Origin of the sequence: Pseudoalteromonas sp. GABNS16E (genome assembly GCF_028598715.1) — a bacterium.
GTDB lineage: Bacteria > Pseudomonadota > Gammaproteobacteria > Enterobacterales > Alteromonadaceae > Pseudoalteromonas > Pseudoalteromonas atlantica.
Window position 1 is genome coordinate 1 of the sequence record NZ_JAQREZ010000040.1, and the last position, 24,146, is coordinate 24,146.

General features: G+C 41.6%; 24 protein-coding genes. 17 read left to right on the plus strand and 7 right to left on the minus strand.

The genetic code is table 11. From position 1 onward, the window contains the following. The 6 genes from PSI06_RS15075 to PSI06_RS15100 form a co-directional block, all read left to right on the plus strand. The coding region (locus PSI06_RS15075) for a transposase domain-containing protein (RefSeq protein ID WP_273604199.1) at positions 1-151 on the plus strand (151 nt) is incomplete at its 5' end. A gap of 186 nt (positions 152-337) precedes the next feature. Beyond that, on the plus strand, positions 338-1,513 hold the full coding sequence (locus PSI06_RS15080) for an exo-beta-N-acetylmuramidase NamZ family protein (protein ID WP_273604198.1): 1,176 nt from the start codon (positions 338-340) through the stop codon (positions 1,511-1,513). Positions 1,514-1,522: 9 nt separating this feature from the next. Further along, positions 1,523-3,187: a penicillin binding protein PBP4B gene (gene pbp4b / locus PSI06_RS15085; RefSeq protein WP_273604197.1), complete on the plus strand. Its 1,665-nt coding sequence runs from the start codon at positions 1,523-1,525 to the stop codon at positions 3,185-3,187. Positions 3,188-3,374: 187 nt separating this feature from the next. Then, entirely contained in the window at positions 3,375-4,751 is a 1,377-nt protein-coding gene (locus PSI06_RS15090; RefSeq protein ID WP_273604196.1) for a Na+/H+ antiporter NhaC family protein, read from the plus strand. Between the two features lie 174 nt (positions 4,752-4,925). Continuing rightward, entirely contained in the window at positions 4,926-6,668 is a 1,743-nt protein-coding gene (locus PSI06_RS15095; protein WP_273604195.1) for a potassium/proton antiporter, read from the plus strand. 218 nt (positions 6,669-6,886) lie between these two features. Further along, positions 6,887-8,554, plus strand: coding sequence for a KAP family P-loop NTPase fold protein (locus tag PSI06_RS15100; RefSeq protein WP_273604194.1), 1,668 nt, complete (start codon positions 6,887-6,889; stop codon positions 8,552-8,554). Positions 8,555-8,640: 86 nt separating this feature from the next. Here PSI06_RS15100 and PSI06_RS15105 read toward each other — a convergent pair whose 3' ends face one another. The 3 genes from PSI06_RS15105 to PSI06_RS15115 are packed head-to-tail and all read right to left on the minus strand — an operon-like array spanning position 8,641 to position 10,461. Next, complete coding sequence (locus PSI06_RS15105; protein ID WP_273604193.1) at positions 8,641-9,252, minus strand: hypothetical protein; 612 nt, start codon at positions 9,250-9,252, stop codon at positions 8,641-8,643. After that, positions 9,239-9,811 (minus strand): sigma-70 family RNA polymerase sigma factor, encoded by a 573-nt coding sequence (locus tag PSI06_RS15110; RefSeq protein WP_024031593.1) that lies wholly within the window; start codon positions 9,809-9,811, stop codon positions 9,239-9,241. Before PSI06_RS15110 ends, PSI06_RS15105 begins: the two co-directional genes overlap by 14 nt. Before the next feature lie 14 nt (positions 9,812-9,825). Continuing rightward, positions 9,826-10,461 carry an energy transducer TonB gene (locus PSI06_RS15115; RefSeq protein ID WP_273604192.1) on the minus strand — a complete coding sequence of 212 codons (636 nt, stop codon included), beginning with the start codon at positions 10,459-10,461 and terminating at the stop codon, positions 9,826-9,828. 146 nt (positions 10,462-10,607) lie between these two features. Between PSI06_RS15115 and PSI06_RS15120 the strand changes: the two genes are divergently transcribed. Beyond that, positions 10,608-11,114 carry a DUF3087 domain-containing protein gene (locus tag PSI06_RS15120; protein WP_054983855.1) on the plus strand — a complete coding sequence of 169 codons (507 nt, stop codon included), beginning with the start codon at positions 10,608-10,610 and terminating at the stop codon, positions 11,112-11,114. A gap of 34 nt (positions 11,115-11,148) precedes the next feature. Further along, a complete protein-coding gene (locus PSI06_RS15125) occupies positions 11,149-11,598 on the plus strand; it encodes a low molecular weight protein-tyrosine-phosphatase (RefSeq protein ID WP_273604191.1) in 450 nt (149 codons plus the stop codon). Positions 11,599-11,641: 43 nt separating this feature from the next. Here PSI06_RS15125 and PSI06_RS15130 read toward each other — a convergent pair whose 3' ends face one another. Continuing rightward, positions 11,642-12,754, minus strand: coding sequence for an energy transducer TonB (locus PSI06_RS15130; RefSeq protein ID WP_273604190.1), 1,113 nt, complete (start codon positions 12,752-12,754; stop codon positions 11,642-11,644). Between the two features lie 455 nt (positions 12,755-13,209). On the opposite strand from PSI06_RS15130, the gene PSI06_RS15135 reads away from it, so the two are divergent. From PSI06_RS15135 to csrA, 6 genes are all read left to right on the plus strand, one after another. Next, complete coding sequence (locus PSI06_RS15135) at positions 13,210-13,833, plus strand: GTP cyclohydrolase II (protein WP_024031598.1); 624 nt, start codon at positions 13,210-13,212, stop codon at positions 13,831-13,833. An 80-nt stretch (positions 13,834-13,913) separates the two neighbouring features. Beyond that, entirely contained in the window at positions 13,914-14,702 is a 789-nt protein-coding gene (locus PSI06_RS15140) for a BPSS1780 family membrane protein (protein WP_004587511.1), read from the plus strand. Next, positions 14,702-15,154, plus strand: coding sequence for a regulatory protein RecX (locus PSI06_RS15145; protein WP_004587512.1), 453 nt, complete (start codon positions 14,702-14,704; stop codon positions 15,152-15,154). Before PSI06_RS15140 ends, PSI06_RS15145 begins: the two co-directional genes overlap by 1 nt. Positions 15,155-15,173: 19 nt before the next feature. Continuing rightward, positions 15,174-17,774, plus strand: a complete 2,601-nt coding sequence (gene alaS, locus PSI06_RS15150) for an alanine--tRNA ligase (protein WP_055254821.1) — start codon at positions 15,174-15,176, stop codon at positions 17,772-17,774. 6 nt (positions 17,775-17,780) lie between these two features. Further along, positions 17,781-18,998 (plus strand): aspartate kinase, encoded by a 1,218-nt coding sequence (locus tag PSI06_RS15155; protein WP_273604189.1) that lies wholly within the window; start codon positions 17,781-17,783, stop codon positions 18,996-18,998. An 89-nt stretch (positions 18,999-19,087) separates the two neighbouring features. Further along, a complete protein-coding gene (gene csrA, locus PSI06_RS15160; RefSeq protein ID WP_004587515.1) occupies positions 19,088-19,279 on the plus strand; it encodes a carbon storage regulator CsrA in 192 nt (63 codons plus the stop codon). Positions 19,280-19,329: 50 nt separating this feature from the next. On the opposite strand, the gene PSI06_RS15165 is transcribed toward csrA, so the two are convergent. From PSI06_RS15165 to PSI06_RS15175, 3 genes are all read right to left on the minus strand, one after another. After that, positions 19,330-19,797 (minus strand): YcxB family protein, encoded by a 468-nt coding sequence (locus PSI06_RS15165; RefSeq protein ID WP_004587516.1) that lies wholly within the window; start codon positions 19,795-19,797, stop codon positions 19,330-19,332. A 156-nt stretch (positions 19,798-19,953) separates the two neighbouring features. Continuing rightward, positions 19,954-20,145, minus strand: coding sequence for a hypothetical protein (locus PSI06_RS15170; protein ID WP_004587517.1), 192 nt, complete (start codon positions 20,143-20,145; stop codon positions 19,954-19,956). Positions 20,146-20,197: 52 nt separating this feature from the next. Further along, complete coding sequence (locus PSI06_RS15175; protein WP_002961939.1) at positions 20,198-20,371, minus strand: DUF1328 domain-containing protein; 174 nt, start codon at positions 20,369-20,371, stop codon at positions 20,198-20,200. Positions 20,372-20,898: 527 nt separating this feature from the next. Here PSI06_RS15175 and PSI06_RS15180 point away from each other — a divergent pair. Genes PSI06_RS15180 through PSI06_RS15190 form a run of 3 tightly spaced genes read left to right on the plus strand, consistent with a single transcriptional unit; the run spans position 20,899 to position 24,074 of the window. After that, on the plus strand, positions 20,899-21,144 hold the full coding sequence (locus tag PSI06_RS15180; RefSeq protein WP_024031602.1) for an OadG family protein: 246 nt from the start codon (positions 20,899-20,901) through the stop codon (positions 21,142-21,144). A 9-nt stretch (positions 21,145-21,153) separates the two neighbouring features. Next, on the plus strand, positions 21,154-22,932 hold the full coding sequence (gene oadA / locus PSI06_RS15185; protein ID WP_248452326.1) for a sodium-extruding oxaloacetate decarboxylase subunit alpha: 1,779 nt from the start codon (positions 21,154-21,156) through the stop codon (positions 22,930-22,932). A gap of 11 nt (positions 22,933-22,943) precedes the next feature. After that, positions 22,944-24,074, plus strand: a complete 1,131-nt coding sequence (locus PSI06_RS15190) for a sodium ion-translocating decarboxylase subunit beta (RefSeq protein ID WP_273604188.1) — start codon at positions 22,944-22,946, stop codon at positions 24,072-24,074. Positions 24,075-24,146 lie beyond the last annotated feature (72 nt).

Below are 24,146 nucleotides of genomic sequence, written 5' to 3' on the forward strand. Positions count from 1 at the left end.
TGCTAACGCAAGCGCGATACTTTACAGCATCATCGAAACAGCCAAAGCCAACGGCTTAGCGCCATACGATTACATCACCGCGTGTTTAGATGAGCTGTGCCAATCAACACCTGATATCGATAGTCTATTACCGTGGAATTTTAAAGGCTAGGCGGTGATCACCGGACGGATACAGTTAAGCCAGACAAACACTCCTGCTAAAAATTTCAGCGTAGACGTAAGCGTGCTCATGAAAGAAGCGCAGCCTCTAATTACTTACGTACAGCTCAAAACCATTCACTGCTCTTTAACTTAAGCTGTGGTATTTTAAACACCTTGTTTAAAAGGAACTTGCTGTATGTTTAAAGCTGTATTCATCACCTTTGTTTTACTATTTATCACTATTTTTAATGTGGGCGCGCACGCTCACACTGCTCAAACAACGCCAATTGTTGGCGCTGCTCAATACAAACATTATTTGCCGCAGCTACAAAATAAACGTGTTGGGCTTGTGGTAAATCAAACATCGCTTGTTGAAAATACTCATTTGGTTGATGCTTTACTCACTAAAAATATAAACATAACCAAAATTTTTGCACCTGAGCATGGTTTTAGAGGCGATTACGACGCTGGAGCCCATGTTAAAAATGCGGTTGATAGCAAAACTGGTATCCCGCTTATTTCTATTTATGGCAAAAACAAAAAACCAAGCGCTGAGGCTCTAAGCGAAGTAGATGCTATTATTTTTGATATACAAGATGTGGGCGTGCGCTTTTATACCTACATAAGCTCTATGCATTACATGATGGAAGCCGCAGCCGAGCAAGGTATTGAGTTTATTGTGCTTGATAGGCCAAACCCCAATATTACCTTCGTTGATGGGCCAATACTTGAGCGCCAATTTAAATCGTTTGTAGGCATGCACCCAATACCCGTGCTGCACGGCATGACGGTAGGCGAGCTTGCAAAAATGATCAAAGGCGAAAGCTGGATCAATAAAGCGGCTGATTTAAAGCTTACTGTGATCCCAGTTGATCATTACACGCGCTCAACATCCTACAGTTTACCTGTAAAACCCAGCCCTAATTTACCTAACGATCAATCAATTGCGCTGTATCCGTCGCTTTGCTTTTTTGAGGCAACGCCAGTAAGTATTGGTAGAGGCACCGATTTTGCGTTTCAAGTGATTGGCTACTCACCCGTTGCGCTTGGGAATTTTAGTTTTACACCGCGCTCGATAAAAGGGGCGGCAGCAAACCCTAAATTTAAAAATACCCCTGTAAAAGGGCTCGATTTACGCACAACAAACACGCGCGGGCTTGATTTAAGTTATTTAATTACGGCTTATAATAAATTATCTAAAAACAATATTACCTTTTTTGAACGCGCTGATTTTATGGATAAATTGGCTGGTACCAACAAACTACGGTTAGCTATTGAAGCAGGGCAATCAGAGCGGCAAATAAAACAAAGTTGGCAGCAAGGGCTTGCAGCATTTAAAAAGCAACGAGCGCCGTATTTGCTGTACAAGTAAGGGGTGCAAATGGCTTTAGTAATAAAAAAAACATTAAGCAGCTGTTTTAAAAAGGCTTTATTGGCACTTGTTAGCGCGACTCTTGTAGCGTGCAGTACGACAAATAAGCCAAATGAGTTTACAGCAAGTGAACTTAAGCAAAGCAAATTAGTAACGCTTCCAAACGCCCAAGTTATTGTCACTTTTCCTGAGGCTAACCCAAGTAGCCGTGAGTACGTAAATAACCGTGGCACATTTAAAGCGTATAAAGGGCGAGGGCAGTTATTAATTCAAAATAATAACGCGATAAGCGCCGATATTTTTATAAATAACCAAAAGCTTAATATTACCAACCAATTAGCCGCCAATACTTTATATGAGTATTCGCTAGCAAGGCGCACCCACAACGGGGTAAATACGTTTAAGGTTGAAAATATTAAACCTAAAGGCGCAAGCCTTACCTTGCGCTTTGAGTTTCCAACCTTAAATACCGCTGCGCAAAGTAATATAGACTTTAGCCAGGTCGATGCCCTTATTGAAAAAGACATACAAGCTGGTTTTCCTGGTGCGGTATTGGCTGTTATTAAAAGTGGTGAACTAATAAAGCTTAGCGCCTATGGCGATGCCAAACAGTACCAGCAAAGTGATTTAATGCTACTACGCCCAGAGCCAATGCAAACACATACTCTGTTTGATTTAGCCTCTAACACCAAAATATTTGCCACTAACTTTGCTCTAATGAAACTTGTAAGCGAAGGGCTTTTAAATACAAACAAGCCCGTACAAAGTTACTTACCCGAATACAAAGGTGATGGCCGCGAGTTGCGCACAGTTAAAAGTTTACTCACGCATACAGCGGGTTACCCGCCTGTGTTTGATTTTCATCGTAAAGAAACTAAAAATGGCGATGCGTATTTTTCGCAAAATAGCCAAACCACAAAGCAGCTGTTACTTACGCAAGTACCGCTGAGCAATAAATACCCCGCACAAGCCGTTTACTCCGATATTGATTACATGATTTTAGGCGTACTGGTTGAGCGTATAACCGGGCAACCACTTGATGACTACCTCGAGCAACACATTTACGCCCTACTTAAACTGACCAATACGGTATTTAACCCACTTAAAAAGGGCTTTAAACGCGCTGAATTTGCAGCAACCGAGCTTAGCGGCAATACCCGTGATGGCCGTATTACCTTTGATAATATTCGTACTAATGTTTTGCAAGGCGAAGTGCACGACGAGCGAGCATTTTATTCGTTTGATGGCGTAGCAGGGCATGCCGGCTTATTTAGTAACGCACCCGATTTAGCTGTGCTTTGCCAAGTACTATTAAACCAAGGTGGTTTTGGCAATACCCAGTTATTTAGCGCATCAACCTTAGCGCAGTTTGTAACGCCACAATTAAACAACGAAACCTATGGCCTAGGCTTTAGGCTTGCAGGTAACAACCAAGCCAGGCGTTGGCATTTTGGCCCTTATGCAAGTGCACAAGCGTATGGGCACACTGGCTGGACGGGCACAGTGACGGTTATTGATCCAACCTACGATTTAGCCATTATTTTATTGACCAATGCGCGGCACACAAAAATAAAAGGAAGCCAAAAACATTACCAGTTTTTGGGCAAACAATACGAGACCGCGCAATATGGCTCGGTGGTATCGCTTATTTACGAAGCACTACTAAATCAATAAATTATCGTTTAGGCTAAAATGGCCTAAGTGCAGTGCCTTAAGTGATTTATTTGCAGGTGACTTAACTAAGCCAATCCATTAAGCTAAGCGGTTTACAAATTCAGGCCACATTTTTAAAACAGCCTGTAAAATAAGCGTTTCAACGTGAATAAAGCGAATGCACTTCGCTATAAATAAAGGTTAATTTATGTCTTGGTATTCTATATTACCGCCGCTCATTGCTATCGCTATCGTATTTTGGCGAAAAGAAGTAATAATGGCACTTTTGGTGGCCGTGGCTTCGTCAGAATTTTTACTCGCTATACAAGGCGAGGGTAATACCTTATTTGCTACATTTTTAAATACCATTGAGCGCATAATATCGGTAGCCAGCTCGGCGGGTAACACTCGCATTTTAATATTTAGTATTATGATTGGTGCCTTGCTTGCCTACATACGCGAATCTGGCGGCGTAGCAGCCACCGTTAATATGCTTATGAATAAAGGCATTGCAAAAAGTAAGCGCCAAGTTGGCTTTTTAACCATGTTTACCGGCATCGCGGTATTTATAGAGTCAAACCTCAGCGTATTAACCTCAGGTATTGTATCGCGCGGCTTGTTCGACAAGTTTAAAATGAGCCGAGCGCGCCTTGCTTATATTATTGATAGCACCAGTGCACCGGTGTGTATTTTAATATTACTTAACGGTTGGGGCGCATTTGTACTGGGTTTACTTGGCAATTACGAGCTAAGCGAATCGGCAGTTTCTATTTTATGGGGCAGCGTAGGGTATAACTTTTACGCCATTATCACGCTAGTCATTGTGTTTTACACTATCGCGTTTGATAAAGTACACGGCCCAATGAAAGAAGCCGAGCAAAAGCTAGAGCTGCAAAAAACTGACCTAAAAGAAGAAGTAAAAGGCTCTAAAGCGCGTTACATGCTCGTGCCATTACTTACCCTAATTGTGAGCATGGTAGGCTTTATGTTTTACACCGGCAACGGCGTACTTGCAGAAGGCAGCGGCTCTAAATCGGTTTTATACGCAACGGTATTAGCCATTGTGGTTGCATATGTTTTAATGATTAGCTCGCGCCAATTTACTCACCATCAATTAGTCGACACCGGCTTTAAAGGCATGGGCGAGTTATTACCGCTGGTGAGCATTGTATTGCTTTCACTTACACTGGGCGCAAGCTTAAAAGAGCTAGGCACGGGCGTATTTGTCGCATCACTAGTGGGCGATTACCTACCTATTTACTTAATTGTACCAGTGCTGTTTTTAACCGGCGCGGTTATGTCGTTTACTACAGGTACATCGTGGGGCACATTTGCCATACTTATTCCTATTGGCGTACCGCTTATTCAAGCGCTCGGTTTGCCACCTTCACTGGTGGTGGGCGCTATTTTAGGCGGCGGTATATTTGGCGATCACTGCTCCCCTATATCCGACACCAGCGCCGTATCGGCACTCGCTTCGGGTTGTGATTTGCTCACCCACGTCAAAACGCAGCTACCGTATGCATTATTCGGCGGCGCATTGACGTTTATAGCGTACTTAGTAACAAGCATAATAGTGTTGTAAAATTTGCTCGTTTAAATACTCAAAAGCCTGTTTAATCGCAGGCTTTTTTGTTTTAAATATGCAGTTAAGTACCCGTATTTATATTTTTTAGGTTATTGTATGGCATGAGCTTTAAGCTTTTTAATAGCTATAAATTCTTACTTTTTAACTTATACAAGGCTGTAAACCCACACTATGTTTGTAATAGATAATATCATTCTTGTTAGTGCCATTTTAATTTTACTAGGGGTTATCTCGAGCAAGCTATCTGCGCGCGTTGGCTTACCCGTACTGGTGCTATTTTTACTGGTGGGCATGCTTGCAGGTGAAGACGGTATTGCCGGTATATCATTCGATAACGCAGGGGCTGCGCATGCTCTGGGCACGTTAGCACTGGCTATTATTCTATTTGATGGTGGGCTACAAACGCCAACCAGCTCTATTAAACAAGTGTGGAAACCTGCTTCGGCTTTAGCAACGGTCGGGGTGCTTTTAACGGCTGTAATTACCGGCCTTGTCGCCACTTATATTTTAGACTTACCTGTATTACAAGGCGTTTTGCTGGGCGCTATTGTGGGCTCTACAGATGCCGCAGCCGTATTTGCACTTTTACGAAGCGCCGGTATTCACTTAAATAAAAAACTTAAATCAACCCTTGAAATAGAAAGTGCCTCGAACGACCCAATGGCTATTTTTTTAACGGTTGGTTTGCTCGAAATGCTAGTGAACGACATGCCAATAGGGCTTGGTTTACTGCAGTTATTTGCCCAGCAAATGGGCGTAGGCGCCGTTTGTGGGTTTTTAATTGGTAAGGTGTCGGTGTGGTTGATTAATCGAATAAAATTAAATGCATCAGGTTTGTATTTAGTAATGGTAACCGCATTTGGGCTGCTTTCTTTTGGCCTTTCTGCAACGCTTGGCGGCAGTGGCTTTTTAGCTGTATTTATAACCGGCGTTATTTTAGGTAACAGTAAATTTGTATATAAACGCGGTATTTTTCTGTTTCATGACGGTTTAGCGTGGCTTGGGCAAATAACCATGTTTGTTGTGTTAGGGCTTTTAATTAACCCCTCGTCGTTGGTTGATGTATGGCTAGAAGGGTTGTTAATTGCACTGGCACTTATTTTTGTTGCTCGCCCACTAGCGGTAGCGCCAATTTTAAAATTATTTGGCTTTAATAATCGCGAAACATTATTTGTATCTTGGGTGGGGCTAAGAGGCTCAGTGCCGATTATTTTAGCTATATTCCCACTGTTGTTTGGCCTTTCAGGGGCGGAGCTTATTTTTAATGTGGTTTTTTTCGTGGTGTTAATCTCGGCCACGTTGCAAGGCTCAACTATGCCTTGGATGGCTAAAAAGTTAAGTTTAATAGAGCCGCCACCCGATTTAGCAGCTGCAACGCTCGAAATTACCGCCCTAAATGATATTGATATAGAAATTGTAGAGTACACGTTAAGTGAGGTTTCTAGGGTTTCTGGGCGCAGTTTGTCACATGCTGCTCTGCCAGAAAGTGTAGTTGTAGCCATGATCACACGAGGGCCTTCAATCATACCGCCACGCGGCTCAACTAAATTAAAACCAAACGATCATTTATTTGTTGTTTTAAAACCCGCTAACAGACCTTTTGTTGATTTAGTTTTTACAGCAACCGATAAAACAAACCACCAAGACAGTCACTTAGCGCGCAACGAACTTAAAGTGAAAGGGGTTACGCTAGTAGGCGATATATTTTACTCATATCACATGAAAATAGACGCGCCAGAGGGCATAAGCTTGGAAGAGGTGATCAACCAAAAGCTCTCAGGAGAAATCAGTAAAGGCTCAATTGTGGTTATTGGTAATGTTCAACTACGCGTTATAACAATGGTACATACACGTATAGTGACAATCGGCTTAAAGTACTTACACAATCCAGAACAACGACTTTTAAAGCAGTAACCATTACCGATAATTTACAATATATTAGCGACGTAGGTTGGGTTGAGTGACACGAAACCCAACGTATCACCAATGTAATGAGCGCACCCAAAGCTAATTATATGTAGTGTTTGTTGTAGGCGTACAGCTTGCTGGCGCGTCGGGCGTTAGCTCGGAGAACTCAGCGATAGAGCGTTTTATATTGCACTATGTAAAAAAGACTATTTAAAGGGAATTAAATGAAAGAATTCAATTGGAGTAAAGCAACTAAGCCACCATTAGAAGAATATTTTCCTGCCGATAAATTAGATCGTGCTCGCTACGCCATATTTTTATCAAGATTATTGGCTCAAGAGGGGTTTGACAAGAGTAAGCCTGATGATGAGCAAAAGAAAAACTATGTATTAAATCTCAATGCTGAATGGGGGGCAGGTAAAACCTATTTTCTTAAGCGTTGGTCACGAGAATTAATAGTAGATTTTCCTGTTGTATATATTGATGCATGGCAGCAAGACTATTCAGACGACCCATTTTTAACTGTAATTGCAGGTATTATAAAGCAGCTTCAACGTCAGGCTAAGTTTAATATAACTATTCCTAAGAGTGCAGTTTCTATGTTTAAGGCTGTTGCACCTGCTATTGCACAAGGCCTAACTAAAAAAATATCAGGCATAGATTTAGATGAGTTACACACATTACTATTCTCTGATGAAGAAATTGAAGATGATCAAAAGCAAAATTCTAACAAGTTAACTGGCAGCGACTTTTCGCCTGCTGTAAAGGCGCTTGCACAAAACTTAATTAAAGATCATGAAGCTAAAAATAAAAGCGTTGAAGTAATCAAAGCGAAGTTAGCTGATTGGGTAAATAAGTTTGAAGAGCAGGAAGATAAGTCGTTACCTATATTTATTTTTATTGATGAATTAGACCGTTGTCGCCCAAGTTATGCAGTAGAAATGCTAGAGACTATTAAACATATTTTTGATGTAAAAGGTATCGTGTTTGTTGTGGCAACAGATACAGAACAACTCCAACATACAATAAAATCAATATACGGTGAAGGGTTTGACGCTAAGGTTTATTTAGGCCGTTTTTTTAATAGTCGTTACAGTTTAAAGCGTCCTGCTTTGAAGGATTTTTTATCAGTACATAGTGATACAACTAAATTTGAAACTGCGTATTTAGAAAGTAAAAATATTGAGCTACTCCCCCGCACAGAAAACCCCGAAACTGCTTTAGCTAATATCTCTGTTGTATTAGATGCTTTTCAGGTGTCAGCAAGAACAGCTATTCAAATTACTGAACGCATTACTGCCATTATTGTAAATTTACCAAATGGTAAAAAAGTAGATGTGCTTGTGCTCGCTATTTTGTTTTGTATCCATGAAAAAGACCACCCACTTTATGAGGAAATTATAAATGGACGATTTAAAAGAACAATAGAAAATGACAAAGGTGAGACTCGAAGTATAAGCATAAATAATTTTTTAAAACAAAATATCATGGAGGAGAATTTAACAGCGGAGTTAATATATTTTATAGATCCATTACTTTATACAAATGCATTTTATTTAAATAATATGCGGACCATAAAAAACCGATACGATAAAGGAAAGTACTCTATAAAATTAACTAGTTTTATCGATAATATTTTTTGTGGACTATTTACAAATAAAGTGAGCTCTCTGATTCCACTGGTGAGTCCGAAAAGTGATTCTATAACTAGATTAGAAAGTGCTGAAAAGAGTTTAGCAGAGGGTAATGTTCGAAGTCCTAGGAAAGATGGCATGACAATACAATGGCTTAAGTATATTTACATAAAAGATGAATATGAAAAACTCACAAAAGAGCAATATCGTGATTTTATAGAGCTTTCCTCACCATTAGATTATATGGGCGATAGTTAACTACCTCAGTGCAGCGCGAAGCGCCTCTGTGTTCTCGGTGGTAATATATATCTAAATTACCACCAACATTAACTGAGCTAAACCACCTAAGCCCCACACTGCCTAACTCCAGCACCCGCATGTTTAAGTGCTACAATCTGCCCTTTACCGTTATGCGCCATAGCCAGCATATCACCCGTATTTAGACCACTTTCTACCGCATGTTTACCCTTTAAATCACTGAGCAGTGATTGCTTAATTTGCACTAGTACCTCGTCATTACAGCTGGCTATGTACCAGTCGTTATCTACCTTTACGAGCGTACCGTATTCTATGTGGCGTTGTTGGTGTAAGCGCAAGCTATTAGCGTGCTGAGTATCGAGTGCGTGTTTTTGCTCGGTAATGGCGCTTGTGTAACTGCCCGATGGGGTTATTTCGTGGGTTTTAATAATTGAGTAGTCGTGAATATCGATAGTGTTAAGTACCGTTTTAGGTGCGTGGTTAATGCCCTCGTTACTATCAAACACAATAAATGCGAATACGCCCAGTGCGCAGGCAAGGCTGGTTAACTGTAGCGTAAAACTAAGCCTTGAGGGCTTTTTATGGCTGGCATTATTAAGTAACGCTTTTTGTTGGGAAGCGCTGAGTGTAGTGCGTGCTTTTCGCTCTTTGTAGTGTTGAGTGAGCTTTTGATCAAACTGCTCATCAGGCTTGTTCATTGTTTGCTCCTAATAAACGTTTAAGGTTTTGCTTGGCATAGCGCAGCCTTGTTTTTACGCTCTCATGGTTGCTTTGCGTTATAAGCTCTATGTCGGCAAGGCTAAAGCCTTCTTGTTGTAAGGTAATGGCTTCGCGCTGTACAAAGCTCAGTTGCTTGAGTGCGCTATCGAACGCTTGGTAATTTATATTGCTAATACTATTGTTATTACCTTGCTCATTTTGCTGCGCGGGGAGGTGGGTGTTTTCGTCAAGCTCTACAAAGCGCTGCTGTTTGCGGTATTCGTCTACTAATGTGTTGCGCGCGAGTTTAAATAACCACGCTTTTGGCGTGGTTTGCGCTTGGTAAAGGTGGCGTTTTTCGATTACTTTTAGCCAGGTTTGTTGGCTTACGTCGTATGCTAAATGCGTATTAGATTGCGTCACTAGGTAGTGGTATAAGTCGTTACTGTAGAGGGCAATAAGCTGCTCTAAGTAGCGGTTGTCGCCACTTTTTGCGTAACTTGCCATGCAATCCTTGCTTGGCGTTTCAAATAACCATGACTTAATACTGAGTAGCATAGGCGTTTAGTCCGTTAAATAGAGTTATCTAATTTAAAATCGAGCTGTACGGTTTGATCTGTTTGTAATTGTGCCACACCTTCTATTACTTTGGGGCGATATTTCCAGCGTTTTATGGCTCTTATTGCTTCGCGGTCAAAGGTACGTTTGGGCTCGGCGTTTATTACCACTGGGTTTATTACTTCGCCGGTGGGCGAAATATTAAAGCTCAGTTGCACCCAGCCTTCTATGCCATTGCGCGCGGCAGATGTAGGGTATTTGGGATTTATGCGTACTATGGGTGTTGCATCGCCTGTAGGGCGGTTAATCGTGCTATTTATATCATCTCCAAAATCATCAATAGTGATTGGTGTTAATTCGTTAATCGCTATTACAGGGTCGTTTGAGGTATCTATTGGTGGTGCTTTAGGCGGCGTTTTTGGCACAGGCGGTGGTGGCTGTATTTTTTGTATATGCCTTACTTGTGAATCCTCTGGTGCCTGAAAAATCTCTACAATAATATCGTCGCCGAGTTTTATAGGTGCGCGCTGCTCGCCACTAATTAAGTATTGCATAAATGCAAAGGCGGCAAAGGTCATTACTGCGCCGCCAATAACGGCGGTTGATGTTTTAATAAATGCTGAATTATTGGGTACTTCAAGTGTGTGCATAAGCCGCTCCGAGTAAACTTAGTTGGGTTGTTTAAAAGCTATAACGGGGGGCAAATCAAAAAGGGGTTAAATAATTTTATAAAAATTGCGGGGTTTAGTTACAATAGCGTTCGCTATATTTTTACTTATTAATTTTTTAGGCTGTTATGCAACTCATACAAATAGATAAAGCACGTTACCGCAAACATTTAAATAGGGTAATTGTAGGGTGTGCGGCGGGTTTAGCTGTTGGCAGCTTGGCTATATCGCAAACGTTAATTGCGTTGTTTCCTGATGAAAGCGGGAGTCACTTTCATTGGAATTTAACCGGTGTTGTTATAACAAGTTTGGCCATTGGCTGGCTGTTAAATAAATACCGTACCCATAGTTTTATGACCGAAGTGGTATATGTGTGGGAGCTTAAACAAGCGCTTAATAAAATAACCCGCAAAATGCCAAAGCTAAAAGCGGCAGGGCGCGAGGGTAATGCCGATGCATTGTTAGCGATTCATTATAGTTATGCGGGCTCACGGCTTTTATGGCAGCTTGACGATAACACCATTACTATGGACGAGTTAGCTATAAAGCAAGCGGAGCTTGATAGTGTGGCGGCCAAGTATAACCTGACTTTAAATGCCGATGACTATAACGAGGCTATATTAAAACAGTTTTAAAGCCTAGGTGGTTAAATTAGCTAAAGGAGCCTTAATGAAAAAAGTACTGATAGTGTGTTTAGGTAATATTTGCCGCTCGCCCACAGCAGAGGCTGTGTTAAAAGCGCGTGCTAAAAAATTAGGTGTTGAGGTAAAAGTAGACTCGGCAGGAACTATTGGCTACCACGAAGGTAAAACGCCAGATAGCCGCTCAATGGCTGCGGGTGAAAAACGCGGTTATAGCTTTAAAGGTATTTTTTCGCGCCCAGTGCGCAGCAGCGATTTTACTGAGTTTGATTTAATTTTAGCGGCCGACACACAAAACTTAGCTGACTTAAAAGCGCAATGCCCCACCGATTTACATTACAAGCTGGCATTGTTTTTAGAATACGGCGAGCAAAGCCAAAGCGCCATACCCGACCCATACTACGGCGGCGATGATGGCTTTGAAAATGTGCTCGATTTAATTGAAGCCGCTAGCGATAAAATACTCGCAAAGCTTTGAATAAAGCTACCTGAACAAAAAAGACGCTATAATACCTTGCGTGTTATCTGGCTATTTTAAAGTCGAGCTGTACTTGCGTACTTGCAACAACGGGTTGGCCGTTTTCAAATTTTGGTGCATAACGCCACTTTTTAAGTGCTGTAAGTGCCGACCTTTCAAACTCTTTCCCCCCTTGTGAGCTAACTACCTCTGGGTTTTTAACAAACCCTGCGGTATCTACGTCAAATTCAACAACGACAATACCATCTCGCATTTGGCGTGCTTTGTTTTGTGGGTACTCAGGGTTTTTGCGGTATATAGGTGTTTGCTCTTGTGTTTTTTTCCACGGTACCATTTTAGCAATTGCTAAACAATGCTTAGTGGCTTGCTCGCTTTGGCCTGTTTTTTCATAAAGGTTAACAAGCTTTGAGTGCGCAGTAAGCTCAGCGCTGTGATCAAAGCTTAAGTTGTTATCAAATACCGATACAACATGGTTTAGTCGTTCAATGGCTTCATTGTATTTTTTCTTACCTTGAGCAAACGACGCCATTAAAAAGTCGGCTTTAATGCGCTCTACGGTGTTGTCGTCTAGGTTATTACGGTAGTAGTCATCGGCTTGGTTAAGCAGTGTTTTAGCTTTATGGTATTTATTATGAGCAAATTTTTTGGCAAGCAGCGAGGCTGCTTCAAACTGCATGTCGGCAACGAATTTAGGGTTGTTTTGCGTTTTAGCAATCTCAATTATACGCTCGTAATCGTTATCGGCTTGATAGGCCGAGCTGGTGTTTTCCGCTTTGCCTATTAGGGCATCGATTGTTTCTATTGCATTTTTACCGTGGTTATTTGCCAGTATTGTATAGGCTTGCGAGTAAAGTTCGAAGCGTTGCTCTGATACATTTTTTTTGTCGTTGATAGAGCGCGGCGCTGTAATTGCTTTGGCGTAATTAATAGCAAGGCTTGCGGTGTTATCACTTTTATTACCATAAAGCGCAAGGCCTGTAGTATAGGCATGTTTAGCCGCTTGCTCTATGTTTTCGTCTTTTTTAACAGCCGTTAAATAACTTTGGTATGCATCAGAAAAGGCGGCTTTATCATCGCTTACTTGGCTTGCATTGGCCTGGCTTGCAAAAGCCGTAAAGGTTAATCCGATAACTAAGGCGAGGTGTTGTGCTTTCATAATAATCCCTATTAGTGTTCAATCTAGAAACAAAATACCACAAGTGATAATGGTTTTCATTATCTTTTGTGTGGGCGCTTGCTTATAAAACTAACTAATTACCTAATACCCATGTGCACTAAGCTGTAACTAACTTTCGTCATTAAACTGTACTAATAGTGCCTACTGAGGTAACTAGGTAACACCGTTTTAGCTTTTTATAGGTGCGGTGTATTAACTTAATGTATAAGCAGCGTGGTAAAAGTAATAAAATTAAAATAGCAAATGCGTTCAAGTTTCTCATTGTTTTGGGGAAATAGCCCTAGGTAGTGGGAGTTTATTGCATATTAAGATTGAAAATAGGCTGTGTAATCGCCATATATTTGCCATAAACCTAGTGTACTACGATCTAACTTTAAACATTTGTGATATTATCACCTTATGGTGTCGTAGTTATTTAATTATTTGGATTTGTCGTGGCGCAAGTAAGAGCAAGAGCCCAGCTTAATGTTGGCAAAAATAGTGATATTCCCGCAGAAATAGTGTCTTTTAGTGGCTTAAAAGACGGCCAAGAACACGTTGCGTTTGTATTTAACAATGCTGATGTAAATCAAAATGTGCCGCTTATTCGCATGCACTCTGAGTGTTTAACCGGTGATGTGTTTCATTCATCGCGCTGCGATTGTGGCGAGCAGTTAAATGAGTGTATTGAAATGATGCACGAGCAAGGCGGGGTGTTATTGTATTTACGCCAAGAGGGCCGAGGTATTGGTTTATATAATAAAATTGATGCTTACGTGCTGCAATCTCAAGGTATGAACACTTACGAGGCTAATAACCACTTAGGCTTTGCTGACGACTTGCGTGATTTCTCGGACGCGGTATTAATGCTCAACGCACTTAATTTAAGCCACGTTAAATTAATGACCAATAACCCTAAAAAGCTTAATGCATTAAAAGATGCCGGCATTGAAGTAGACACCGTTATTGGTACCCACGCGCATATTAAAGCAGGCCTTACAGGTAACAAAGCTTACCTAGAAACCAAAATAAAACACGGCGCACATATGTTAGATATTAAAAAAATTAAAAAACCTTAACTATTTAATCATGTAGTGTCTGTTAATCCCCCCTCACGCCAAGTTATACTTGGCGTGTTTTGTTTAATTTAAGAGCCAGTATGTCTAACGAATTACGAATTTTTAAAGCCGATGCCGGGCTAAAGTGGTTTAAAGCCGGTTGGCATATTTTTAAAACCCAGCCATTTACCTTTGTAGTTATGCACTTATTAATAGGCATAGTGGGCATACTGTCGTTATTTTTACCTTTGCTGCAAGTTGTTGCGGCACTTGCTACGCCTTTTTTAACCGCTGGTTTTTACCAAGCGGTGCTTAGCAAGCAGCAGGGCGGTAAAATTATGCTCGCCGACATACTCAAACCCTTTAGCGCAAAAGGTAACCGTTTAGGACTACTACGTTTAGCGCTTTACCAAATGGGGGCGGGTATTTTAATGGCCTTATTAGCTAATGGCCTATTTGCCGATGCGGTGGCTATTATGAGCCAAGAGGGGCTTGATCCTAACATTGCGCTTGAGCAAACCTTAAATAGTATTTCGGGCGCCAGTGTGGTGCTATTTTTAGTGGCAATGGCGGTGTATTTAATGGCGTTTGCTTACGCGGTACCGCTTATTTACTTTAGTAAAGAAAAACGCATTTTAACGGCGCTTAAAAATTCGTTATTGGTTTTTTATCATAACCTGTTCGCATTGAGTGTTTTTGGCATTATTTGTGTGTTATTTATGGCGCTTTCTATGTTCTTATCGTTCTTACCGCTGTTGATTTTAATGCCAATTTGCTACATTAGTTTCTTTGTATCTTATCAGGCTATTTTTATGCCAGTTGTACCGCCAAGTGACGATAGCAATGTTAAACCACTTAGCAGTGAACAAAGCGGGCGCTTTGACGCTTAATGGATGATAAGTTAAAACAAAAACTTAAAAACTATGTACTGTGGTTACTTGGGCGCCAAGAGTATTCGCGCCGTGAGTTAACCTTTAAGCTTCAGCAAAAAGAAGCCAGCGACGAGTTTATAGAAACCCTGCTTAATTGGTGCGAAGAGCACAATTTTATTAACGAGCAACGTTATTGCGAAGGGTTTGTCAGAAAACACATTTTTAAAGGCCATGGCTTAAAGCGCATTCAAAGCGAAGCCATAGGCAAAGGGATTGACCGTTCACTACTTGAAAGAGTGGTTGAAGAGCTTGAAATAGACTGGTTTGAGCTTGCGCAGGAAGCGTACAACAAAAAGTATTCAACTACACCGGCCAACCTCGAGTACAAAGATAAAGCTAAGCGCGTGCGCTACTTAATGTACCGAGGATTTAGCTACGAACAAATTGATTTTGCAATGCAAGCACAGTAAATACAGGTGAGATTTTCACATGCAGCACATGACTACGGCACAACTTAGGCAACAGTTTTTAGACTTTTTTGCCAGCAAACAGCACCAAATTGTCCAATCGGCTTCACTTATTCCGGGTAACGATGCCACGTTGTTATTTAACAATGCCGGTATGGTTCCTTTTAAGGATGTGTTTTTAGGCGCCGAAACTCGCCCTTACACGCGTGCTACAAGCGCGCAGCGTTGTGTGCGTGCTGGTGGTAAACATAACGATTTAGAAAACGTAGGTTACACAGCGCGTCACCATACATTTTTTGAAATGCTAGGTAACTTTAGTTTTGGCGATTACTTTAAACAAGACGCTATTAAGTTTGCGTGGGAGTTTTTAACTGAGGTTGTTAAATTACCACAAGAAAAACTACTTGTTACTATTTATCACGACGATGAAGATGCATTTGGCTTTTGGCACAATGATATTGGCCTAAGCGAAGATCGTATTATTCGTATTGCTACCTCAGATAACTTCTGGTCAATGGGCGATACTGGCCCGTGTGGCCCGTGTTCTGAAATATTTTACGATCACGGTGAGCACATTTGGGGTGGTCCTCCGGGCTCACCTGAAGAAGATGGCGACCGCTTTATCGAAATTTGGAACCTTGTATTTATGCAGTACAACCGTCAAAGCGACGGTACTATGGAGCCGCTGCCTAAACAATCTGTTGATACAGGTATGGGCCTTGAGCGTATTGCTGCTATTTTACAAGGCGTGCATTCAAACTACGAAATCGACTTGTTCCAAGGCTTAATTGCAGCTGCGGCAAGCGTAACTAACGCACAAGATTTAAACGATAAGTCGCTACGCGTTGTTGCGGATCATATTCGTTCGTGTGCGTTTTTAATTTCTGATGGTGTTATGCCATCAAACGAAGGCCGTGGTTATGTATTGCGTCGTATTATTCGTCGTGCAGTACGCCATGGTAACAAGCTTGGTGCACAAGGTGCGTTTTTCTATAAACTGGTTGCAGCGCTTATTGAACAAATGGGCCAAGCCTACCCAGAGCTTGCAAAGCAGCAAGAAATTATCGAAAAAGTACTGCGCATTGAAGAAGAACAATTTGGTAAAACCCTTGAGCGTGGCTTAGCTATTTTAGAAGAAAGCCTAAGCGAGCTTAAAGGCGATGTTATTCCTGGTGACTTAGTATTTAAATTATACGACACTTATGGTTTCCCCGCTGATTTAACGGCCGATGTAGCCCGTGAGCGCCAAATGACAATAGACCATGCAGGCTTTGAAGAGTGCATGGCTGTACAGCGTAAAACAGCGCAGCAAGCTGGTAAATTTGGTGCCGATTACAACGAGCAATTAAAGTCAGAAAAACACACTGAATTTAAAGGCTACGACAGCACACATCACAGCGCTACAGTAGTAGAAGTTTTTGCAAATGGTGAGTCGGTTTCTATTTTAGAAGACGGCCAACAAGGCATTGTTGTACTTAACCATACGCCATTTTATGCTGAATCTGGTGGCCAAACAGGCGATACCGGTACCATTACTGTTGCAGGTGGCGAGTTTACAGTGACTAACACTACTAAGCTGGGTAATGCGTTTGCGCACCACGGTAGCGTGCAAGGGCGCATTGCGGTTAACGATAAAGTAGATGCCACTATTGATGATGCACGCCGTGAACGCATTAAGAAAAATCACACAGCTACGCACATTTTACACGAAGCACTGCGCCAACTATTAGGTGAACACGTAAGCCAAAAAGGCTCACTGGTTGAGCCTGAGCGTTTACGTTTTGACTTCTCGCACTTTGAAGCGGTTACTAAAGACGAGCTACGTGAAATTGAGCGAGTAGTTAACGATGAAATTCGTCGTAACTTTGCCCTAAACACTGAGCTTATGGCAATTGATGACGCTAAAGCAAAAGGGGCAATGGCGCTGTTTGGCGAAAAGTACGACGATGAAGTACGCGTAGTAACCATTGGCGATTACTCAATTGAACTGTGTGGCGGTACGCACGTAGAGCGCGCGGGTGATATTGGCTTATTTAAAATTGTATCTGAAAGCGGTATAGCTGCAGGCGTACGCCGTATTGAAGCAGTAACAGGCGCAGATGCAGTGGCGTATGTAAGCGAGCAAGAAAAACAGCTAAACGATGTAGCAGCGCTGGTTAAAGGTGATAGCGCATCGGTACTTGAAAAAGTAACTGCGCTTCTTGAAAAGTCTAAAGGCCTTGAAAAGCAAATTGCACAGCTTAACGATAAGCTAGCCAGTGCAGCGGGTGCGTCTTTACTTGATTCGATTGTTGAAATTAATGGCGTTAAGCTACTAGTGGCAAACGTTGAAGGTACTGAATCTAAAGCGCTTCGTGGCATGGTTGACGATCTTAAAAACAAGATTGGCTCAGGTGTTATTGCACTGGGTGTTGCCAGCGGCGAAAAAGTAAGCCTAATTGCCGGTGTAACGAAAGATTTAACCGGTAAAGTTAAAGCCGGTGAGCTTGTAAACCACATGGCAGGCCAAGTAGGCGGTAAAGGGGGCGGTCGTCCTGATATGGCACAAGCGGGTGGTTCACAGCCTGAAAACCTAAACGCCGCGCTTGAAAGCGTGACTGCCTGGGTAAGTGAGAAAGTTTAAGCTTACGTGGCACTTATTGTCCAAAAGTTTGGCGGCACTTCGATTGGCTCTATTGAGCGAATAGAAGCGGTCGCCGACCTTGTTGTTAAAACTAAGCAGCAAGGTCATCAAGTGGTTGTGGTTCTTTCGGCCATGTCGGGAGAAACCAACCGCTTAATTAACCTCGCCAAGCAAATAGATACTCGCCCGAGTAGCCGAGAATTAGACGTACTTATTAGCACTGGAGAACAGGTTTCTGTTTCGCTCCTTGCTATGGCTATTATAAAACGTGGCCATTCGGCTGTAAGCCTACTAGCCGATCAGGTTAATATTCAAACCGATAACATGTTTGGTAAAGCCCGTATTGAAGAGGTTGCTGCGACGCGTTTAAAGCATGAGCTTGAGCATAATCGGGTTGCGATTATTGCCGGTTTTCAGGGGCGCGATGTAGAGGGCAATATTACAACCCTTGGACGCGGCGGCACCGATACCTCTGCGGTAGAGATAGCCGCGGCAATAAAAGCCGATGAATGTCAGATCTATACCGACGTTGATGGCGTATACACTACTGATCCTCGTGTAGAACCAAACGCACAGCGAATGCGCCATGTAACGTTTGCCGAAATGCTAGAGCTGGCAAGCTTAGGCGCAAAAGTATTGCATATTCGTGCTGTTGAGTCGGCTGGTAATCATAAAATGCCGCTAAGGGTGCTTTCGAGTTTTGAGCCCGATGAAGGAACGCTAATAAGTTTTGAGGAGAGCGATATGCCAACTAAGGTTGTGTCGGGGATTGCGTTTAATCGTGACGAATGCTTGATAAAGGTACATGGCGTACCATACTGTGTTCATTCTCTTACAAAAATTTTGAAACTTTTTGCAGAAAATGGCATCGAAATAGATATGATTAGTCAAGTTAATCATAACTTTGAAAAAATAGACTATGCTTTTACTGTGCATTCAAATGACTATTTGCAAGCACACGATTTACTAACTCAACAACAGGTAAATCTGCAGGCTGATAGCATTTCTAGTGATACAACAGTTGCAAAAGTGTCGGCTGTTGGCATAGGAATGAAGTCTCACAGTGGTGTAGCGCATCAATTTTTTGATGCATTGGCGCAAGAAGGCATACACATAGTTTTAGTATCGACGTCTGAAATCAAGGTATCGGTTTTAATTGACGAGAAGTATTTAGAACTAGTAGTAAGAGCGTTACACTCAGAATTTTTAACAGAAAATGGATAGTTTGGGAGTTTTTACTTACTTTTCAATCAATTTTTCATTAAAATGGTCAAGCGGAATCTTATAATTTATTGGAACATGGGAGCAAGAGAATGCTAATACTAACTCGTAGAGTAGGTGAAACCCTAATGATTGGTGACGAAGTAACTGTTACTGTATTAGGTGTTAAAGGAAATCAAGTTCGAATTGGTGTTAACGCACCTAAAGACGTTTCAGTGCATCGTGAAGAGATTTACATGCGTATACAAGCTGAAAAGTCTAACCCTAATCCGGGCAATGCTTAATCAACACGTATACTTAGCTGAGTAATGCACTTAGCTATACCAAAAGCCACTCACTGAGTGGCTTTTTTGTTTATAAAATCGCGCATTTCATCGGTTAATACACTGCTAGAAATATATTGCATACCTTTATTATGGTGCACTAAGTAGCCGTGGTTAGTTTTAATAATATGGGTTATTTCTGCCCACTTAAATGTATGGCTTTTATAGTGGTTTTCGGTGCTAATAGCGTCATCGGTAAACGAAAGAGTAACCGTTGAGCCCGAAGCACGACTAAACATTTGGCGCGTAACCCACCAAGGCCTGCGGTAATAAAAGGCAACGCATTCTAATACACCCAGCATTATTAAAAATGTACCTAGGTAATGATCGTCCATAGCGTAAATACTAATTAAACCTAAGCACACCAGTAATGCCAGCAAAAAATACTTTGGCTTGGCTGCTTTACTATAAGAGTGGGACTCGTCAAAGCATTCGTAGTAGTAAGGTTTATCGAGTGTGTAAGTGGTGGTCAGTGCCATAATTGCTAATAAGTAATAGTTTTCGCTATTTTAACAAGCTAGCATAAAAATCACACCCGTTAATGTAGGCTATGCATTTTAAGAGTTAGAAGCCGCTTTTCATTCGCGCACAAAAAAACGGCTTATTAAAAGCCGTTTTTTACGTTACCAAACAGATTAACAGTTAGTTTCTTCTGCGTTAACGCCTTCTTTTACATTTTCACATGCATCTTCAACAGAGTTTTGCACGTCAGTTACTGCTTCATCAATACGCTCACCTGCTTCTTCTGCGTGGTTGTCTTCACAACCCATCATAAAGAAACCTGCAAATACGGCGATTAGTGCTGCTTTTAAAGTTGTTGAGTTCATAATGTAATTCCTTGTATATGTTGATTGTTTAGTGTTTTAATTATGTTAGTAGCTACCTGGGCGATTTACCGCGCAGCGCACCTGAAACTAAAGAAATCACTAAAAGTACTAAAAAGATAAAGAATATAATTTTTGCTATACCAGCTGCGGCACCTGCGATACCACCAAAACCTAACACTGCAGCGATTAAAGCAATAACTAAAAATGTAATTGTCCAGCGTAACATTGTTTTCTCCTTGGTTATCAAATTCGTTCAAAAGTAATAATGCCAGTTGCGTGCCAGAGTTTAATTTTATTAATTTTCAATATGTTATGGTTTTTTGAACGAAGGTTGTAAATTTAGGATTGGTAAGTTTTACGTTTAACGATGTAACTTATTCACACTATTGTAAAGAGAGTAAAAAAATAAATATTTTTTGCGCGCTGCTTTACTAGTCTTGGTAAGACCAATTTACATTTTAGCCAAGCTGATTTTTTACCTGCCGTTTAACTTACTATTTTTTATAGTTTTTAAGTTTTTTTGGGTTTAACCATATAACCTTTGCCTATAACGGTTATTTTTATCATCTATATCTAAGCTAATTTAACCCTGTATTAGCTATGTTAACTATTGTGACTGTATGTTAGTTTAATTTTAATTGGTTTTACCAATTGACAGGTGGTGGACAAAGTTAAAAGTTTTGTTATCATTCGGTGAATAATTATTTAAATAAAGCGGTTTTTTATATCGCTATATAGTGCAGGGGGAGAAAAATGGATATAGGAGCTGTACTCACAACCGCAGGTAGCTTGATGCTTACGGGCATGGTGGGCGTGTTTGTATTTCTTTCAATATTGATTGGTGCTGTGTCACTCATGTCTAACTTGGTTGCTCGTTTTGACGAGGCTGAAGTTGCAATACCGGTTAAATCACCATCTTTAAAATCTCAAGGTGTGCCAAACGAGCACATCGCTGCTATTAGTGCTGCCATTGCTCAGTACAAATCAAATAATAAATAAGAGGCACACATGGCTAAATTAAAATTAACAGAACTTGTTTTACGCGATGCTCATCAGTCTTTACTTGCAACCCGTATGCGCTTAGATGACATGCTCCCTATTGCTAACAAACTTGATGATGCCGGTTATTGGTCTATTGAGTCGTGGGGCGGCGCTACGTTTGATTCGTGTATTCGTTATTTAGGTGAAGACCCGTGGGAGCGTATTCGCGCCCTTAAAAAAGCAATGCCGAATACTAAACAGCAAATGTTATTGCGCGGGCAAAATTTATTGGGTTACCGCCACTATGCCGATGACGTGGTAGAAAAGTTTGTAGAGCGTGCCCACAAAAATGGTGTAGATGTATTTCGTATTTTTGACGCCATGAACGATGTACGTAACTTAGAAACGGCAATTAAAGCGGCTGTAAAAGTAGGTGCCCACGCGCAAGGTACTATTTCTTATACTGTAAGCCCAGTGCATACCCTAGATATGTGGTTAACCCTTGCAAAACAGCTAGAGGATTTAGGTTGTCACTCTATTTGTATTAAAGATATGGCAGGCTTATTAAAACCATACGATGCAGAGCAACTTATTAAAGGGCTAAAAGAAACCGTTTCTATCCCTATTGCTATGCAGTGCCATGCAACCACAGGTTTAAGTACTGCTACATATCAAAAAGCCATTGATGCAGGCATTGACATGCTTGATACCGCTATTTCTTCAATGAGTATGACTTACGGTCATTCAGCTACAGAAACCATTGTAGCAATTGTTGAAGGAACGCCCCGCGATACCGAATTAGATTTAAACCAGCTAGAAGAAATAGCGGCTTACTTTAGAGATGTACGTAAAAAGTACGCTGCCTTTGAGGGGAGCCTTAAAGGTGTTGATGGCCGTATTTTACTCGCGCAAGTACCTGGTGGCATGTTAACCAACATGGAAAACCAACTGAAAGAGCAAGGCGCAGCAGATAAGCTAAATGAAGTATTACTTGAGATCCCACGCGTGCGTGAAGATTTAGGTTTTATTCCGCTAGTTACTCCAACATCGCAAATTGTAGGCACACAAGCAGTACTAAATGTGCTTACGGGTGAGCGTTATAAAACAATTACCAAAGAAACCGCCGGTGTTTTAAAAGGCGAGTATGGTTTAACACCTGCACCTATGAACAAAGAGCTGCAAGAGCGAGTGCTTGATGGCAGCGAGGTTATTACGTGTCGCCCTGCAGATAATATAGCCCCAGAGCTTGCATCGCTTGAAGCAGAGCTGCAAAAAGAAGCGCAAGAACAAGGTTTAACACTTGCTGATGAGCAAATAGATGATGTGCTTACCTATGCATTATTCCCACAGGTTGGCCTTAAATTTATTAAAAACCGTAACAACCCAGATGCCTTTGAAGCAGTGCCAAGTGCTGATGATGCAAACGCTAAGCCTGCAGCAAAACCTGCAAATAACAAAGGTGTTAGCGCTGAGCAATACAGCGTTAAAGTTGACGGTAAAGTTTACGATGTAGTGGTTGCGCAAGGTGGCGAGCTTAAAGAGGTAACGCTAAAAGATTCAGAGCACTTACCACAATCAGCATCGGTTGCATCAGGTGAAACACTGAATGCGCCACTGGCGGGTAATATTTTTAAAGTAAAAGTAAAAGCAGGCCAAGCCGTAAACGAAGGCGATGTGGTTGTTATTATGGAAGCGATGAAAATGGAAACCGAGGTTCGTGCAATGCACTCAGGTACTGTGGCTGAGGTCTTAGTGTCTGAAGGTGATGCTGTGACAACGGGCGATGCAATTATAGCGATGGCGTAGGAGTAGCTTTAATGGAAGGTCTTTTAAACCTTTGGCATGCTACCGGCATTGCTAACTTTACGTTTCCTGGCTTAATAATGATTGCGGTAGGGTGTTTGTTGTTGTTTTTAGCCATTGCTAAAAACTTTGAACCCCTATTACTGCTGCCGATTGGCTTTGGCGCAATACTGACTAATATTCCGGTTGCTGGGCTTTCTGACCCAGGTGGTTTGCTTTATTACGTGTACTACGTAGGTATTGATACGGGGATCTTCCCTTTATTAATTTTTATGGGAGTAGGGGCGCTAACCGATTTTAGTGCGCTTATTGCCAACCCGCGTATGTTATTACTGGGTGCAGCCGCGCAGTTTGGTATTTTTGCCACCTTGTTTGGGGCAATTTTATTAAACTATGTACCTGGCTTTGAATTTAGCTTACAAGATGCCTCAGCCATTGCCATTATTGGTGGTGCCGATGGCCCTACAGCCATATTTTTAGCATCTAAGCTTGCCCCTGATTTACTAGGTGCCATTGCGGTGGCTGCTTATTCTTACATGGCGTTAGTGCCAATTATTCAGCCGCCAATTATGCGCGTATTAACTACACCTGATGAGCGTGCTATTAAAATGCCAGACCTGCGCAAAGTATCTAAAAAAGAAAAAATAGTATTTCCTTTAATGGTACTGAGCTTAACCGCTATGTTTTTACCAGCGGCTATCCCCCTGGTAGGCATGTTCTGTTTAGGTAATTTAATGCGTGAGTCTGGTGTTGTGGATAGGCTTAGTAACAGTGCCCAAAACGAAATTATTAATATAACCACGATATTTTTAGGTTTGGCAGTGGGCTCTAAACTAGCGGCTGATCAGTTTTTAACTGTAGAAACCATTGGTATTTTGGTGCTCGGTGCGCTGGCATTTGCTATTGGTACAGCGTCGGGTGTGTTTATGGCAAAAGGCCTTAACAAGCTTTCTAAAACACCTATTAACCCTTTAATTGGTGCTGCGGGTGTATCGGCAGTACCGATGGCGGCGCGTGTAGTTAATAAAGTTGGGCTTGAGAATAACCCACATAACTTTTTACTTATGCATGCTATGGGGCCAAACGTAGCTGGGGTGCTAGGAAGTGCCGTAGCCGCAGGTATATTACTGGCGCTTGTTGGCTAGTATTTAGGATTTAATCCAACCGATTAGCGCAGTTTACTGCGCTTTTTTTATGCCTATAAAACTGCACGTATT

Coding starts and splice junctions, on each gene's coding strand:
- PSI06_RS15080 (WP_273604198.1), top strand. CDS start 338: ATGTTTAAAGCTGTATTCATCACCTTTGTTTTACTATTTATCACTATT.
- pbp4b (WP_273604197.1), top strand. CDS start 1,523: ATGGCTTTAGTAATAAAAAAAACATTAAGCAGCTGTTTTAAAAAGGCT.
- PSI06_RS15090 (WP_273604196.1), top strand. CDS start 3,375: ATGTCTTGGTATTCTATATTACCGCCGCTCATTGCTATCGCTATCGTA.
- PSI06_RS15095 (WP_273604195.1), top strand. CDS start 4,926: ATGTTTGTAATAGATAATATCATTCTTGTTAGTGCCATTTTAATTTTA.
- PSI06_RS15100 (WP_273604194.1), top strand. CDS start 6,887: ATGAAAGAATTCAATTGGAGTAAAGCAACTAAGCCACCATTAGAAGAA.
- PSI06_RS15105 (WP_273604193.1), bottom strand. CDS start 9,252: ATGAACAAGCCTGATGAGCAGTTTGATCAAAAGCTCACTCAACACTAC.
- PSI06_RS15110 (WP_024031593.1), bottom strand. CDS start 9,811: ATGCTACTCAGTATTAAGTCATGGTTATTTGAAACGCCAAGCAAGGAT.
- PSI06_RS15115 (WP_273604192.1), bottom strand. CDS start 10,461: ATGCACACACTTGAAGTACCCAATAATTCAGCATTTATTAAAACATCA.
- PSI06_RS15120 (WP_054983855.1), top strand. CDS start 10,608: ATGCAACTCATACAAATAGATAAAGCACGTTACCGCAAACATTTAAAT.
- PSI06_RS15125 (WP_273604191.1), top strand. CDS start 11,149: ATGAAAAAAGTACTGATAGTGTGTTTAGGTAATATTTGCCGCTCGCCC.
- PSI06_RS15130 (WP_273604190.1), bottom strand. CDS start 12,754: ATGAAAGCACAACACCTCGCCTTAGTTATCGGATTAACCTTTACGGCT.
- PSI06_RS15140 (WP_004587511.1), top strand. CDS start 13,914: ATGTCTAACGAATTACGAATTTTTAAAGCCGATGCCGGGCTAAAGTGG.
- PSI06_RS15145 (WP_004587512.1), top strand. CDS start 14,702: ATGGATGATAAGTTAAAACAAAAACTTAAAAACTATGTACTGTGGTTA.
- alaS (WP_055254821.1), top strand. CDS start 15,174: ATGCAGCACATGACTACGGCACAACTTAGGCAACAGTTTTTAGACTTT.
- csrA (WP_004587515.1), top strand. CDS start 19,088: ATGCTAATACTAACTCGTAGAGTAGGTGAAACCCTAATGATTGGTGAC.
- PSI06_RS15165 (WP_004587516.1), bottom strand. CDS start 19,797: ATGGCACTGACCACCACTTACACACTCGATAAACCTTACTACTACGAA.
- PSI06_RS15170 (WP_004587517.1), bottom strand. CDS start 20,145: ATGAACTCAACAACTTTAAAAGCAGCACTAATCGCCGTATTTGCAGGT.
- PSI06_RS15175 (WP_002961939.1), bottom strand. CDS start 20,371: ATGTTACGCTGGACAATTACATTTTTAGTTATTGCTTTAATCGCTGCA.
- PSI06_RS15180 (WP_024031602.1), top strand. CDS start 20,899: ATGGATATAGGAGCTGTACTCACAACCGCAGGTAGCTTGATGCTTACG.
- oadA (WP_248452326.1), top strand. CDS start 21,154: ATGGCTAAATTAAAATTAACAGAACTTGTTTTACGCGATGCTCATCAG.
- PSI06_RS15190 (WP_273604188.1), top strand. CDS start 22,944: ATGGAAGGTCTTTTAAACCTTTGGCATGCTACCGGCATTGCTAACTTT.